The sequence below is a fragment of the Pedobacter endophyticus genome, assembly GCF_015679185.1.
GTDB lineage: Bacteria > Bacteroidota > Bacteroidia > Sphingobacteriales > Sphingobacteriaceae > Pedobacter > Pedobacter endophyticus.
In genome coordinates this window covers 2,507,436-2,524,240 of sequence record NZ_CP064939.1, presented here as the reverse complement: position 1 = coordinate 2,524,240, position 16,805 = coordinate 2,507,436, and the positions used below count along the sequence as shown (strand labels likewise).

Below are 16,805 nucleotides of genomic sequence, written 5' to 3'. Positions count from 1 at the left end.
TATTTTATAAAAAATATGACAGCCTCGCTTAGCGGTTACCGTCATTCGAGCATGGATCGAAACTGCAAGTTTTGATTATTTTTTGTAATTTTAGCAAAGGATAAACGAAAAATTGCCGTTTATCTTATAAATATTTTACAATGGAAATCCAAACAGCACTGAGGCAGTTTTCTAATCAACCGCTTACTCACCAACTTCTGGTTAGTCTTCTGAGCGATTATATACGACCAAATGATAAAATATTGTCTTTAAAAGCAGATGGTCTGATCGAACCTGTTAAAAAAGGCCTTTATGTCACGGGTCGATCTCTTGGCACTGAGCGACCTGAAAACGCACTGCTTGCCAACCATATACTTGGCCCAAGTTACTTATCAATGGAAAGCGCACTTGCTCATTACGGACTAATTCCAGAAAAGGTTTTTGCCGTTACGTCAATAACAACGAAGGCCTCTAGGAAATTTCACACCTCCCTTGGGTTATTCACTTACACGAGTTTGCCATTGCCTTATTATGCCTTTGGTTTGGCCACTATTGCACTGTCTGAAGACCAGCAGGCTATCGTAGCGACTCCGGAAAAGGCGTTATGCGATAAAATAGCCACAACGGCGGGCATAACCTTAAGAAGCCAGTCGGCTGCAAGGGACTATGTTTTTGGAAACTTGAGAATGGAGGAGGAGGATGTAGCCAAGTTTGATCTTGATGCAATATCGAGCTGGCTGGAAAATGCACCAAAAAAAGAGAGCTTGGAAATGTTAATTAAAATGATCGAAAAAATATGATAAAGCAATGGCTCGAAGATTATCATCCTGCAAACAAGGAGGAAGCTAAAGATGCGTTGAGGGAAATTATGCAGGAGATTGCGCTGGCCGGACTTAACCGAGCTGGTTTTTTTGAAAAGGCAGCATTTTATGGCGGAACTGCGCTGAGGATTTTTTACGGGTTAGACCGATTTTCAGAATATTTGGATTTCTCTTTACTTGCCGTTGATCTGGATTTTTCATTAGGAAAATACCAAGACGCGATCATAAATGAGTTTGCTGCCCTGGGCATGCACGTATCTATTTTTGAAAAACAAAAGACAGTTAACAGCAGCATTAATTCGGCCTTTCTAAAATCGGAAACGATTTGGAAGGAACTGGTGTTGGAAAGTGTCATCCCGCAGAACGGTCTTAAAGAAGTAGCCAATATCAAGATCAAAATAGAAGTGGATAAAAAGCCTCCATTGGGGTTTTCTACCGAGGAAAAGCTATTGCTCAAGCCTTTTTCGTTTTACGTAAAGTGCCTGTCGCTTCCCGATCTTTTTGCGGGCAAGATGCATGCATTGCTTTTTGGAAAATGGGGTACCAATGTAAAAGGACGAGACTGGTATGATTTGGAATGGTATATCAGAAAGGGATATTTTCTTAATCTCGAACATTTTTTACTAAGGGCAATAGATAGTGGCGACTGGAAAAAGGATACCATCGACGAAGCGGAGTTCAGAAAATTATTGAGTGAAAAAATTGATAGTGTTAAAATGGAGTTTGTCAAGGCGGACTTCTCCAGATTTATAAAAGATCAAAAGCTAATCGAAATATGGTCTCCAAAATATTTCCACGATCTTACCACAAAACTAAAAATCGGTACATCAAATAAGGGCTAAACCGAGTTTGAAAAATTAAATCAGAAGCACCTATCAAAAAGCATGTGTCGCAGCGTTACTTTTCCGCTGTGTTGTTTCAGCTCAAAAATCTCGATTTTCAAGTTGACCAGGTCATTTTCACACCAAGGAGATCAGGATAAATTTTTGAGCCATACACGTAAAGTTTTTGAGCCGTACAGGAAACCCGAGGCAAGTTTTTTACACCCATCTTTGTGTTATGAGAAACATCACAAAAATTCAATTGGGTCAAAATGGTCCATTGGTATCAGAACTTGGTTTAGGCTGCATGCGCATGTCGTCCATCTGGGGCGGGCCAACGCCTGACGAAGCAGAAAGTATTGCCACAATTAACGAGGCGCTTGATCATGGAATTAACTTCCTTAACACCGGAGATTTTTATGGCGCCGGCCATAATGAAATGTTAATTGGCAAGGCGATAAAGGGGAGGCGAGATGATGCTTTCATCAGCGTTAAATTCGGTGCCATTTTTCATAATGGGCAATGGATCGGATTGGATCTGCGTCCCATGGCCATCAAAAACTTCGTAAACTATTCGCTTACACGTTTGGGCATCGAAACCATCGACCTTTACCAACCTAGCCGAATGGATGGCAGCGTGCCTATAGAAGACATTATCGGAACGGTGGCCGACCTGGTTAAAGAAGGTAAAGTGCGTACAATTGGCGTTTCGGAAATTACAGGCGATCAACTCCGCAAGGCCAATAGTGTGCATCCTATCAGTGCGCTCGAGATCGGTTATTCGCTTGCCGATCGGCAGATCGAAAACGACGTGTTGCCCGTTGCACAAGAGCTCGGCATCGGCGTAATTGCTTTTGCCAACACTGCCGAGGGCTTATTGAGTGGCGATATGAAGGCGCCATTAACAGAAAACGACTACCGCAACCATTTCTCTCGTTTTCAGGACGAAAACTTAATCAGCAATTTAGAAAAAGTAGCTGTTTTAAAGCAAATAGCCGATAATAAAGGGTACACGCCTACCCAGGTGGCCATCGGTTGGGTAAAAGCCCAGGGCAACCACATTATGCCTTTGGTGAGTATGAGCCGCAGGTCGCGTTTGGCCGAAAACATTGCTGCGATGGACATTGTATTTACGCCTGAAGAAATGAACACATTAAACACTACTTTTGCAGTAGGCGCTATAGTTGGTAGCACTTACTTACAACGTTAAATGACGAGCCCCGCAGAAATTCTTCCAGGTGTAATCTTTTATTCTTACCTCTCCACCGAGCGGAAAGAGAAAGTATGTTTTTGGAACCACCATACGCTGGTGCTGCAAGTGTCGGGGAAATTGGTACTCGAAACATCGGGCCAAACCATTTCCATTACAGGCGGAGAATTACTGCTCATCGGCAGAAACCAACTCGGTACATTGACCAAAACACCGCTGCCAGGTGGCAATTACGAAACAGTGGTTATATCCCTGCAAGAAGATCTTTTACGTAAGATTGTGTTAGAAGAAAAACTCACTGCAGACCAGAACTATATCGGTCCGCCGAATATTTTGGTTCCCTCTAACGAATTCTTGCAGGGCTATTTTCAATCTATAATCCCATATGCCCGAAGCTCAGGAAAATCCATGACCGACGAAATGGGTATATTGAAGGTGAAAGAAGGAATTAAGTTATTGCTGCTTACCCTGCCTGTGCTCCGTAACTTTCTTTTTGATTTTTCTGAACCTTATAAAATCGATTTGAAAAAGTTTATGCTCAGCAATTTTCATTTCAATGTACCAGTAGAGAAATTTGCCCAGCTAACGGGACGCAGCCTGGCAGGTTTTAAACGCGACTTTCAAAAAATCTTCGATGCGCCACCACGGCGTTGGCTGCAAGACAAGCGCCTTAATGCCGCGAAGCATCTGATAGAGGCTAAACGCCAAAAGCCATCGGCCATCTATTTAGAGCTGGGTTTCGAAAGCCTGGCACATTTCTCCAATTCCTTTAAGAAAAAGTTTGGCAAGGCGCCAAGTGAGCTCATGCATGTCCTTGCGCACCAAACCGGGTAGCCATTAAATGCCAAACTGCAAACAAAACCCGCCTGAGGACAGATTGTTTAAAACGCTCTCGTCAGGTTATTTTTGCCTTTCGATTTAGCCAACTCCAAACCCTGGAAAGTTACCTGTGTATAGTTAATAATACAGCGAGGGTATGAGTTTTACCGATGTTTTAAAAGTCTGTCTAACAGGTAGGTTAGCTAGCTTTGTTCCCTGGTAATATGGGTATTCCTTTAGGGAGTGTTAAACTCTTTTTAGGCTATTAATATTGCAGATTTTTTTTTCTTATTTAGGACCCCAAATACAGATATGTCCTCCGAAGAATTAAGCAATGTGTCGCCAGTAACTATCGCCGAGCAAGGAAGATCAGTTGAGATAGCGCAAACCCTGCAACTTGTTCGAAAAATATTTGGCTCTAAATTGGTAGAGTTGAGGTTTTTCGATGATCTTGCTGTTGATCAAGCGGTTATCGATAACAACTGCGCAAGCACGCTGCTCACTAGCAATGCAGGAGACCCGATCGGCCTTTTGGCTTTAAAAGATCTGTCCGCTAACGAACTGGGTAGCGAAGGCGAGGAGATTCTTACCCTCTTCGGTAAAAGTATTGTTCAGCAATTAGCAACGCTCGAAAGGTCAAACCAGCTAAATAAGAAACAGCAACAATACCATCTCGAGTTGCAACAATACAAAAACGAACTCGAATCGGCTTACGAAGATCTCAATCAAGCACACGAAGAGCTAAACGAAGCATTTAATACAACAATGTTACTTAGCAGAAGCCTGTCTCGATCGCGGGTAAAACTCAATGGATTTTTGCAGCAGGCGCCTATTGCATTGGGAGTGCTGCGCCACCGCCAGCTTAAAATTGAAGTAGCTAATAAGTTGATGCTCGATTTATGGGGAAAGGACAAAACGATAATCGGAATGCCGTTGGCAAGCGGAATCCCGGAGCTTGTCGGGCAGCCATACCTCGAAATATTGGATAATGTTTACACCAGCGGAGAGCGTTACGTAGGCAAAGCGGCCCGGGTAGAATTGTATAAAGACGGGCGCAAAACCGATTCGTACTTCAACTTTATTTACGAACCCCTTAAAAATGAACGCGGAATAACTAAGGCCATTATGATTGTTGCGACCGATGTTTCCGAGCTGGTAAATCGCCGCCAGGAACCACTGATTCAGACAGGTAAGTGATCTACTTCATCCCAACGTTATAATTGACCGGTAGGTTTTCTACCGCTTCACAATAACTTTTGATAACAGAAGAAGCGCAGTCCCGGGCGTTTGGCAAGCCCGATTTCACCACTAAAAGTATATCCCGATTTCGGAAACAGCGCTTGTGTAGCTTTATTTTCACTGTTTGTATCTACCCTTAGGATATGAATGTTTTTTTCCTCCGCCACAAGCTCCGCCTGCGCCAAAAGTTTTCTGGCGATCCCCATTCCCTGGCAATCCGGATCAACCGCCAGGCGGTGCGTTACAATAGCCAGTTCATTAATGTCCCAACCCGCATCGGCATATTCAGGGTCTTGATCGGTGGTAATTGCCGACACACCCACCACGTTACCTTCTAAGGTGGCCACCCACAATTGGTCTTTGGCTATATCATCGGCAAATACCGCAGGGTTTGGGTAATCGTTTCCCCATTGCAAATTGCCCGAGGCCCGCATAATGGGCACCACTTTTTTAACCAGATGCATAATTTGTGGGATATCTTCAGTCGCTGCCAATCTTATTTTCATCGGGGCAAAGATAACAGAATGAAAAACCTATCGAAATTGTTAAAGACAAGATCGGTATAAAATGAATGTTTTTTGCTGAAATTCGAGATCGAATTTATATTTTGCGACCCTTATTACGATACAGATATGGCTTCGGGATTTTTTGCGATTTTAGACGATATTGCGGCTTTAATGGATGATGTTGCTGTTGCCAGCAAGGTAGCTACACACAAAACCGCAGGTATTTTAGGCGATGATTTGGCTGTTAATGCAGAAAAGGCAACGGGTTTTTTGGCTTCAAGAGAAATTCCGGTGCTGTGGGCCATAACCAAGGGCTCGTTATTGAACAAGATTATCATTGTACCGATAGCGTTGCTTCTGAATGCATTTTTTCCGGTTGCAATTAAGGTAGTGTTGCTTTTGGGAGGTTTTTATCTGGCCTACGAGGGCGTAGAAAAAATTATCGAATACTTTTTTCATCGTTCAAAACCCAGTCACGTAGAAGCAAAGGAGGTAAGGCAAGAGGGCCCCGAAGAGGAAAGGGCCAAGGTACAATCGGCCGTTACCACTGATTTTATTTTATCTATAGAAATTGTAATCATCGCCCTCGGCACCGTATTGGAGCAGAGCCTCACCATACAAATACTAACCGTTTCGGTTGTGGCCTTGTTGGCAACAGTTGGTGTATATGGCATTGTTGCAATTATTGTGCGTATGGATGATGCGGGCTATCAATTGATTAAGCGCTCACATGAAAAAGGCGTTTTTACGGCAATTGGCAAGCTGTTGATTAAGGCGCTGCCAATCATCATCAGAATATTGGCTGTAGTAGGTACATTTGCCCTGATTTTAGTCGGCGGAGGTATATTTGTGCACAACATCGAATTTTTACACCATGTATTACCCAACTTTCCTTCGACACCAAAAGAATTTTTATTCGGGTTGATTGGTGGTTTAATTACCATTCCGGTAGTTTTACTGATTAAAAAAGTTACCGCTTTAATAAAGCGCAGTTAATTCATTCGTCGGCGGTTAACAACCTCTCTTCATGAGCGCCTTGGGTTAAAAGCAAAGGCAAAGAACCACTACCTTTAACAGCGAGAGGTTTAAGGCCAACTATGACCGGTCGTCATCCTAAACCTGATTTGGGACCTTTAGAGCACGAAAGACGCTAAAAAATAAATTCGAAAATTATCGGATCAGTAAAGGAAAGGGCCAGCGAAGTGATCTAACCATTGCTCGCTTAAAATCGACTACATAGGTACATGGGCCACATAACTTATAGCTTAGCTCTAAAAAACCTATGTTTTCTATGTGCCTATGTGTTAAAAAAAACGCCTTTTTTCACGTAATAAAACGAACAGCAGGCACTAGTCAGGTGCTCACAAATCGACCACATAGGTACATAGGCCACATAGCTGAGCTTTTAAGAAAAACCTATGTTTTCTATGTGCCTATGTGTTAAACAAACGCCTTTTCTCATGTAATAAAACGAACAGCAGGCACTAACCAATTGCTCAAATCGACCACATAGGTACATAGGCCACATAGCTGAGCTTTTTAAAAAACCTATGTTTTCTATGTGCCTATGTGTTAAAAAAGCGCCTTGGCTCACTTAATAAAACGTACAGCAGGCACTAGCCAATCGCTCACAAATCGACCACAAAGGTACATAGACCACAGCTGAGCTTTTAAGAAAAACCTATGTTTTCTATGTGCCTATGTGTTAAACAAACGCCTTGGCTCACTTAATAAAACGAACAGCAGGCACTAGCCAATTGCTCACAATCGATCACATAGGTACATAGGCCACATAGCTGAGCTTTTTAAAAAACCTATGTTTTCTATGTGCCTATGTGTTAAAAAAGCGCCTTGGCTCACTTAATAAAACGAACAGCAGGCAAACTAAGATACATAGGCCACATAGCTGAGCTTTTAAAACAAAACCTATGTTTTCTATGTGCCTATGTGTTAAACAAGCGACTTGGCGAAGTGATCGGGCAATTGATCGCTTAAAATCGACCATACGGCTTAGCCTAAAAAACTAAGCTTTCTAAGTATTAAAAACCAATTACCACCCCAAAATCGACGTTATTTAATCGGCTTAATATAATAACTGTAACTATAATCCTTAAATGGAATTTGGTATTCAATTAGCGGCGTGGCGCCCCAGCTATCAATCCCCTGTACACCAAGTTGCTGCCTATCCATGTGCACATAGATTTGGTTACGTTTAACCAACTCACCGCTGTGGTACTGTTTTTTCTCGGCTTCAGGGTCCAAATCCTCAACTGAATAAGGTAATGCATTAAAACTCAATAGTTGATCAATAAATTCGAAACGCAATCCCTTTCCTGCCTTATTGGTAAAATCTACCCAGCGTACATCGGTTTTATTGCCGCTTTCCTGCGGACGTGCATAATTGAAATATTGTTCGTTAACCGTCGATTTGTAGATCCCAATCAGCGATGCCGAGTTTCGGTCGATGTAATTTTCGCCAGGACCACGGCCGTACCAGTTCAGGTTACTATAGTTTTGGTTCAGCTGTAAATCATTACCGATGCGCATCAAGGTTTTGTAATTGCCTTTTATGGCCTTAAATTGGTTTTCAACCTTTATGCTTCCATCGCCCGAGATGGTAAATATCTGCGTTGTTTTTTCGTCGCCATTCAGCAAGCTCGCATTAATGGTAACGGTTGCTGTGTTTGTAGTGCTGGCAACATCGACCTTAATATTGCTTGAGGCGGTTTCCTGATATACATTGCGCCACATTCTGATCGTTTTGTTATAGCCAGCGCCAATGTCGTTATCGGTAGGGGCACGGTAAAAGCCAGGTTGCGGTCCGCTGATCAATACCTCATCGCCTTTTATTTTATAGCTTGTCAAAACCCCTTTCGTTAAATCGAACGTAGCCGTAAAATCGCTTCCCTTAATAGTAGCCTGGCCTGCGGTTTGCTCAACTTTTAAAGTTTTGTTCGTTGGCATAAGCGCTTCGTTTTTCGGTACACCGGCTAATGCAATTTGCTCGTAGGCAACTTCATGTCCTTTCTCTAAAAATGGTTCTGCAGTTTTCAATACATAATGTACGTTTAAAAAGTACTCTTTATCCGGGTTAAAACTGTTCTTAAACGGAATGGTTAAGGTTTGTGTTTGGCGAGGCTGAATATTTAAGGCAGCCACAGCGCCTTTTTGTATCGCTTTACCATCTTCAATAAGTTCCCAATTCAACTGTACGTTACTAATATCCTTAAAGAAATAGCTGTTATTTACATTAATTTCATTGTTTCCGTTATAAGTTGTCTTAATAAATTGATAAACTTTTTTTAGTTCTACCGCCATTGGGGTCATCTCGCGATAAGCGGTTACTACGCCCTTAATGCAGAAATTGTTATCACTAATATTTTCATCCACCGGCCCGCTTAAAGGGAAATCGCCTCCATAAGCCTGAATTCGCTTGCCGTTTTTTATGGTATCAATCGACTGATCTATCCATTCCCAAACAAAGCCGCCCTGTAGTTTAGCGTTATGCTCAATGGCTTCCCAATATTCTTTGAAGTTGCCCAGGCTATTGCCCATAATATGCGCATATTCGCTCATAATAAATGTACGATTCTCTTTGGTTTGTGCCGAATACTTTGGCAAATAATTTGGTGAGGGGTATTGCGGAACAATCATATCGGTATTGAAATCATATCCTGCCCGTTCATATTGTACCGGACGATTATCATTTTCCTTTAGCCAATTATAGGCCTCGTAAAAGTTTACGCCGTTGCCAGCTTCGTTGCCCAGGCTCCACGTTACCACCGAAGGATAATTTTTATCGCGTTCGTACATGCGCTGGATGCGCTCTAAGTGCGGTAATCGCCACTCTTTCTTGTTGGCCAAGGTAACTTCTAAACTGTAATTTAATCCGTGGCTTTCGATGTTTGCTTCGTCTACAACATATAAGCCATATTCATCGCAAAGTGCCATCCAATAGGGATCGGGTGGGTAATGTGAATGACGAACGGCGTTTACATTTAGCTTTTTCATCATCTCCATATCCTTTTCCATATCGGCGTGGGTTAAAGTGTGGCCCTGTTTTGCATTGTGCTCATGGCGATTTACACCTTTTAAAAACACACGTTTGCCGTTAACAAGAAAGTCGCTACCCTTAATTTCCACCGAGCGAAAACCGATCCGCTGCGGAACAACCTCAATTACCTTTTCGTCTTTGTCTTTTAAAGTGATATACAGCGTATATAAATAGGGCGTTTCTGCACTCCACGTTTTTACATTGTTTACCTGTGTCTTAAAATTCAGTTTCGCATTATAATTGCCTAAAACGGAGGTCATTTTAGCATCTTCTTTCCAAACATGGTTTCCTTTCGCATCAACGAGATCCAAAGAAAGATAAAAGTTATCCGGCTTGCTGTGGTTGGTCTTGCGATCAATCCTATAATTATCTACCGTAATCGTTGCATTTAGCAGGCCGTTGGTGTAACTGTTATCCAGTGTAGCGATGGTTTTAAAATCGCCAATGCTCAGTTTGGGCGTAGCATAAAGGTAAACATCACGCTCAATGCCCGAAATGCGCCACATGTCTTGGCATTCTAAATAGCTGGCATCGCTCCAACGATAAACCTGCAGGGCAACCAGGTTTTCGCCCGGTTTTACGTAATCGGTAATATCAAACTCGGCAGCAAGCTTACTATCTTCGCTATAGCCCACTTTTTTGCCATTAACCCAAATAAAGAAAGCCGATTTTACCGCTCCTAAGCTGATGAAGATTTGGCGGCCATCCCAATTTTCGGGTATGGTTACCTTTTTACGGTAAGATCCGACTGGATTGTTATCAACAGGAATATCAAATGGCGGGTTTAGTTGAGCACCCCTCAATCGGTGACCAGTAAATTCATAAGGCTGATTGACATAGATGGGCAGGCCGTAACCGTTTGTTTCCCAATTGGCTGGTACTTTGAAATTATCCCATTTACTATCGTCGAAACTCGTTTGAAAAAAATCTGTCGGACGTTTTCGGGGGTCTTGTACCCAGTTGAATTTCCAGTTTCCGTTTAGCGAAAGAAAATATTCAGACTTTTCCTTTATCCGTTTTTCGGCTAGTTCCCTGTTTTCGAAGCCGTAGCCCTGGGCACGCATTGGTAGTCGATTTATCGAAACAATTTCGGGTGTTTGTAACTCAAAAGGTAAATCCTGAGCTTGGGTAGGCCATGCAAAAACAGTTAGTGCCAATAAAGTAAGCAGTTTTCTCATTTTAATTTAGATGGGGTTCGTTAGGTTCTTAAGTTAAAAATGTTGTCGTGTCGATGCGCTTGTTTGCCAATTGGTTAGTCTGAACATTTCAGGTGTAGGTAGCCGACCAAACAACTTTGCATCATTTACAACAAGGTTTTATCGTTGGAAATAGTTGGTTCTGTGTGAAATATAAGTAAAACCTGCGAATGATGAAACGGCTATTTTTGCGCAAACGTTTGTTTGAAGCTTCAAATCGACATATTATTTTTAAATACAGCATAAAAGTTAATGCAAGCTCGGGTTTGAGAAGTGTCGTAGCGAGACGCTACGACCAGGTGGGTTTCTTCCACCATATCGTCATTCTCGCGTAGGCGGGAATCTTAAAGCGAAAAACTTGGATGGCATATCGTTTCCGGATAATTTACTTGGCTCCTATCCAAATCTTTTAAGTCGGTTGTGGCTTTTCCTGTTGTTGAATTTGTTTGTATGTCGTAGCGAGACGCTACGACCAAGTGGGTTTCTTCCACTATATCGTCATTCTCGCGTAGGCGGGAATCTTAAAGTGAAAAACTTGGATGGCATATCGTTTCCGGATAATTTACTTGGCTCCTATCCAAGTCTTTAAGTCGGTTGTGGCTTTTCCTGTTGTTGGATTTGTTTGTAGATGCATTAGTGATAATGTTATTTAGCTATCAGGTTTCTGATAGAAAATTGGATATTTGTAGGCTTAACGAAACGATAATGAAGCCCTATCTCCAACTTTTCGATTTTTCTAAAAAGATAAATTACAACAGAGAAATCCTTGCCGGGCTAACTGTGGCCATGACGATGATTCCTGAATCGCTGTCGTTCGCCATTCTTGCGGGTTTTCCACCGTTAACCGGTTTGTATGCGGCGTTTATCATGGGCCTGGTAACTGCTGTGTTGGGCGGGCGGCCGGGCATGGTATCTGGCGGCGCGGGCGCAACCGTTATCGTGTTAATTGCATTGATGAATAGCAACGGGCTCGAGTACGTTTTTGCTGCGGTGGCCCTGGCCGGCGTACTGCAAATACTGGTGGGTCTTTTTAAGCTCGGCAAGTTTGTGCGCCTTGTTCCACAGCCTGTAATGTTTGGTTTTGTAAACGGTTTGGCCGTAATTATTTTCGTTTCGCAGTTAACGCAATTTAAAACCATAGTTAACGGGCAGGAAACCTGGCTAAGTGGTACCCCACTTTACATTATGGCCGCTTTGGTTGCATTAACCGTAGGCATTGTAATGCTCTTACCAAAAATCACCAAGGCCATTCCTGCATCTTTGGTGGCTATTTTGGTCGTTTTTGCGGTGGTTTTTACATTTAATATAGATACCAAGCTGGTTAAAGATATCTCATCGGTAAAGGGTGGCTTTCCGGCATTTCATATTCCGGCAGTACCATTTAGTTGGGAAATGCTGGAAACGATATTTCCTTACTCGCTCATTATGGCCGGTGTGGGCTTAACCGAAGGGCTGCTTACGCTAAACCTTGTTGATGAAATTACCGAAACCAAGGGAAACCGCAACCGCGAAAGTATTGCCCAGGGCGTGGCCAATATCGCAAACGGCTTTTTTACCGGTATGGGCGGTTGCCCAATGATTGCACAAACATTAGTTAACCTATCGGCCGGCGCACGGGCTAGGCTGTCGGGCATAATAGCAGCGATAACCATTTTAGTAATTATTTTAATTGGCGCCCCGGTAATTGACAAGGTGCCAATGGCCGCATTGGTTGGTGTAATGATGATGGTTGCCATTGGCACATTTGAATGGATGAGCTTTAAGGTAATTAATAAGATGCCCAAACAAGACATTTTTATCGGTATTTTGGTAGCAGTAATTACCATTTGGCTGCATAATTTGGCGCTGGCTGTCTTAATTGGCGTAATTATATCGGCATTGGTATTTGCTTGGGAAAGTGCCAAACGCATTCGGGCGCATCGATATATTGATAACGACGGTATCACGAACTATGAAGTTTTTGGACCGCTGTTTTTTGGTTCTGTAGCCAATTTTAACGAGTTGTTCGATATTTCGGCTGATACCAATCAAGTGGTGGTTAACTTTAAGCACAGTAGAGTGTACGACATGTCGGGCATTGACGCATTGAGCAAGCTTACCGAAAAGTATAAAAACGTAAATAAGAAACTCCATTTAACGCACCTAAGCGAAGATTGTAAGCGATTGCTTAAAAATGCAGATGCGATTATCGAAGTGAACATTGTAGAAGACCCGACTTATAGGGTTGCTACCGAAAGGTAAACCAATGTTCCACATTTCAATCTTGTTTCCTAAGCACTACTGACTTTAAGTTTGTGCTAGTAGGGGAGACCTGCCCAACACAGGAGAGAGATATCTCAACCGATGAAGGATCGGTTATCGATATGACGGGTTTTCAACGCTGTCATCCTGAGTGTAACGAAGGATCTCCAAGCGATGAAGCACAGAACGCCAAAAACCCACTGCCAAAGAGGGTGGGGTGAGTGGGCAAGGACCGTGAAAGGTAGGTTACAGATGCTTCGTTCCTCAGCATGACAACAAGCGAGCTAAATGGTAGATCGAAGAAATCTGTTTCCTAAGCACTGCTGACCTTAAGTTTCTGCTGGTAGGGGAGACATGCCCAACGCAGGAGAGAGATATCTCAACCGATGAAGGATCGGTTATCGATATGACGGGCAGGGTGCAGGATCGGTTATCGATATGACGGGCCGTGTGCAGGGTCAGTTATTGATATCACGAGTTGTGTCAATTTACAGTAAAACGTTTAACTAGTCTGCAATTGAGCAACAAAAAATATCCGATTTTATTGTTATGCCGAGCAAAAAACACATTAAATTCTGTTTGTTTCCATTATGATATAGTCCTATAATACCTGTCTTAAATATGAATTGAAAAATATAACTGCATTTTTCTTATTATTATGATAAATAATTCTACTTAGCAATAAAATTATAATAAAAATTCATTTTGTTAAATAAAACGATTTAGTATTATATATATTTGATTTAACCAAATTAACTAATTATGAGAATAACCAAATACTACAACCTAAGTACATTCTTTTCGACTCAAGATAAACTTTTGATGTTCTAAAAAGTAATCCTAAAAAAAATCACCTTATTTAATAATTAAAAGATCCATCCCTATGCGATACTTATGGGTATGCTCTGCGCTTTTTGCCACGCTTACGTTAAACGTTTTATCGGCCACGGCATCAAGTTATGGGCTTAACACAAGTCTAAAAACTAGTTACTCTTTCTTTCAAGATACCACCAAAGTTCGGGTTGTATCAGAAAAAGACTCTTTGAGAAAAGACAGTTTAGATAAAATCAAACAGAAGTCTATTTACGACAAGTTATCCGGCGGTGTGCAGAAGAACACCGGGGATTTATCTCTTTTTCCTGCTATTTCGCTTCAGCAGAACTTAAAAGGTAATTATGCAGGCTTATACGTTCAGGAGCCATCGGGCGAACCGGGAAGCATTCAAAATATGTTTTTGCGGGGCGCACCAATGCCGCTCTTATCAAAAAAGGATGTTTACTCCTCGCAACCGCTTGTTGTGCTCGATGGTATTCCGCTGATTGGCGAACACCCGTTTGCCTTCGATATTCAGCAGTACGATTTCAATAGAATCGGCCCCGCAACCAATTTGCTTACAGGTATCGATATTAATAACATCGAATCTATTGAAGTGCTAAAAGACCCGGCAAGTATTGCGGTGTATGGTCCCAGGGGTGTAAATGGTGTAATCGTATTGAAGTCTAAAGCACCCGATGGCGTTTCGAGGAGCATCAGCTTCAACTCGTACATTGGCATGGTTCAAAAACCTACCGTTAATACCATCAATGGTAAGTACGAAAACGAGTTCAGACAACGCTTTTACGATATTTACACTACAAACGGCAGGTACTCTGATGATGAGGAATACCCTGTTTATCTGAGCGATTCGCTTAACAACGTATATAGCGGAAAATCTGACTGGACAGATCTTTATTATAAAAACGCACTGATATATGGTATCAACCTGGGTTTAACAGGGGGTACGGATCGTGCAAGTTTCAGGTTTTCAATTGGCAATACAAAAAGCCAGGGCGTTGCCGATGGAACGGGCCTCGATCGCTATAGCGCCATGTTCAACATCAACATGAAACCGGTAAAATGGTTATTGTTTTCGGCAATGATTAATGGAAACCGCCTAAACAGAGACCGAAACAGAACTTTAAGAGATCGCTTTGCGCAACTAAACTATTTCCCTGATTTGAGTGCACCACTTGCACCCAACAAAGATTATTACGGCAGCTACCTCACCGAGTACGACAAGGGTTTCGACGATAATAAAACAAACAGTATACAGGGTTTTGCCAAGCTGCTTGCTACATTGGGCAAATTTAAAATCAGCTCTACCTTTAACGTAGATTACAACGAAGGCTACCGCGATGTTTTTTATGCCAGAACCTTATTGCAGGGAACGAGCTATGCATCTAATTATTACGGTTTTAACCAAAGGTTGATGATTGACAACAAGGCAACTTACGACCTGAACCTGAACACCGTTCACGATTTCCATTTCGAGGTCGGGCAATCAATTTCGTGGGACCTTTATAAATACAACAATGCTTATGCTTACAAAGGCGCCAACGATTACATCAAGATCAATTTATTGGATTCGGACCCGAAACTTCCCAACGGACAGGATAATCCAAATTATTTGGTTCCAAAAGCTTTCCCAAGAGAACTAACTTACCGTTTTTTGGATAAAACACAAGAAAATCTCCTTTCATTTTATGGAAAGGCAGATTATTCTTTCAGCGATAAATATTTCTTATCCGGAACTTTGCGCTTAGATGGTTCGTCGAATGCGCAGCCTACCAGCCGCTGGTTTTATTCGCCTGCAATTGCCGCAGCATGGAACCTGAAAAACGACTTTTTAAAGGATTTTAAATCTATTGATGATTTGGTAATCCGTGCCAGCGTTGGCAGAATGGGCCGTACGTTTACTTACGATAATTATGCGCAGGGCCCGCAGTACACGGCAACGGTGGGGTGGACAGGTAACCTGACGGTTCCGGGCTATAATGCCATTGGGGTGTTAACAAGACCCTATTCGTTTGGCTGGGTAGGCTACGATGTGCCGTGGTCATACTCCGATCAGCTAAATATTGGTGCAGATGTGGCAATGCTTAAAAACCGTTTACATGCATCACTCGATTTCTACACCAAAGCAGAAAAAAATCAATTAATCGCCATTCCGGCCTACGCTGAATATGGTTATAAGCAGTCGATAGAAAGCGGTTTAGATATGACCAACACTGGCGTGGATTTAACCATCAGCGCACAGGTAATTGCAAACAGCAAATTCAGATGGAACTCGGCTTTAAATCTAAACCACAACAGCAATAAATTAAAGGCGTTGCCAAGGGGCTTAGATGAGATTGTAATCGGTAACCGCTTTTTAAAAGTTGGCCAACCTGTTGATCAATATTGGTTATTGGAAAACGATGGAATTTACACCGCCAATAATCAGGTTCCGGTAGTAAACGGACAGCCTTTAAAATACAATGGACAGGCCCTGAAAGCGGGAGACCCGATGTGGAAAGATCAAAATGGCGACAATATTATTGATGAAAAGGATAAAGTATTAAAAGGCCATTCGATGCCTACGCTTTCTGGAGGTTTTGATAACGCTTTCAGCTATGGAAACTGGACCTTAGGTACCAACGTTTACTTTAACCTTGGCCGGAAGCTGATTAACCAGGAAATGGCTAACCGTTTCGATTTTGTAAACCGCGAAGGAAATACAGATTTAAGCTCGGTTAAGGAAATTACCTTTTGGGAGAAACGCGGCGACTACAGCAAATATCCTTTGTACAACCCCTGGAGCACTGTTATCCCATATCGTGTAGATCAGGATTTATTTCTTGAGAATGCATCATTTTTAAAATTAAGATCGGTATCGCTTGGGTACGATTTGAAAGATGTGTTAAAGCGCAACAACATTAAAATTAAGAGAATATTTGTTTACGGCTCGGTAAACAATGTGTTTGTGGTAACGCCTTATACCGGGCAAGATCCCGAATTGGTTAGTTACGATGGGGTAGATACGGGCTACGGCCAACCGATACCGAGAACCTACACATTGGGTGTTAAAATGGAATTATAATATGAGAAGAACTACTACTAA

The 16,805-nt window shown here is 42.2% G+C and carries 10 protein-coding genes; 8 read left to right on the top strand and 2 right to left on the bottom strand.

From position 1 onward, the window contains the following. Positions 1–140 precede the first annotated feature (140 nt). From IZT61_RS10055 to IZT61_RS10035, 5 genes are all read left to right on the top strand, one after another. Positions 141–779: a type IV toxin-antitoxin system AbiEi family antitoxin domain-containing protein gene (locus IZT61_RS10055; RefSeq protein ID WP_196101005.1), complete on the top strand. Its 639-nt coding sequence runs from the start codon at positions 141–143 to the stop codon at positions 777–779. Beyond that, positions 776–1,642, top strand: a complete 867-nt coding sequence (locus IZT61_RS10050; RefSeq protein ID WP_196101004.1) for a nucleotidyl transferase AbiEii/AbiGii toxin family protein — start codon at positions 776–778, stop codon at positions 1,640–1,642. The genes IZT61_RS10055 and IZT61_RS10050 overlap by 4 nt, the downstream gene beginning before the upstream one ends. Before the next feature lie 217 nt (positions 1,643–1,859). Further along, positions 1,860–2,831 carry an aldo/keto reductase gene (locus tag IZT61_RS10045; RefSeq protein ID WP_196101003.1) on the top strand — a complete coding sequence of 324 codons (972 nt, stop codon included), beginning with the start codon at positions 1,860–1,862 and terminating at the stop codon, positions 2,829–2,831. Next, positions 2,832–3,665 (top strand): helix-turn-helix domain-containing protein, encoded by an 834-nt coding sequence (locus tag IZT61_RS10040; RefSeq protein WP_196101002.1) that lies wholly within the window; start codon positions 2,832–2,834, stop codon positions 3,663–3,665. Positions 3,666–3,962: 297 nt separating this feature from the next. Next, on the top strand, positions 3,963–4,847 hold the full coding sequence (locus IZT61_RS10035) for a PAS domain-containing protein (protein ID WP_196101001.1): 885 nt from the start codon (positions 3,963–3,965) through the stop codon (positions 4,845–4,847). A gap of 47 nt (positions 4,848–4,894) precedes the next feature. Here IZT61_RS10035 and IZT61_RS10030 read toward each other — a convergent pair whose 3' ends face one another. Further along, entirely contained in the window at positions 4,895–5,395 is a 501-nt protein-coding gene (locus tag IZT61_RS10030) for a GNAT family N-acetyltransferase (protein ID WP_196101000.1), read from the bottom strand. A 72-nt stretch (positions 5,396–5,467) separates the two neighbouring features. Between IZT61_RS10030 and IZT61_RS10025 the strand changes: the two genes are divergently transcribed. Then, positions 5,468–6,391, top strand: coding sequence for a DUF808 domain-containing protein (locus IZT61_RS10025; RefSeq protein ID WP_317193190.1), 924 nt, complete (start codon positions 5,468–5,470; stop codon positions 6,389–6,391). 1,074 nt (positions 6,392–7,465) lie between these two features. Here IZT61_RS10025 and IZT61_RS10020 read toward each other — a convergent pair. Continuing rightward, positions 7,466–10,627 (bottom strand): glycoside hydrolase family 2 TIM barrel-domain containing protein, encoded by a 3,162-nt coding sequence (locus IZT61_RS10020; protein ID WP_196100999.1) that lies wholly within the window; start codon positions 10,625–10,627, stop codon positions 7,466–7,468. A 723-nt stretch (positions 10,628–11,350) separates the two neighbouring features. Here IZT61_RS10020 and IZT61_RS10015 point away from each other — a divergent pair. Continuing rightward, entirely contained in the window at positions 11,351–12,886 is a 1,536-nt protein-coding gene (locus IZT61_RS10015) for a SulP family inorganic anion transporter (protein WP_196100998.1), read from the top strand. 883 nt (positions 12,887–13,769) lie between these two features. Next, positions 13,770–16,784: a SusC/RagA family TonB-linked outer membrane protein gene (locus tag IZT61_RS10010; RefSeq protein WP_196100997.1), complete on the top strand. Its 3,015-nt coding sequence runs from the start codon at positions 13,770–13,772 to the stop codon at positions 16,782–16,784. Positions 16,785–16,805: the final 21 nt, after the last annotated feature.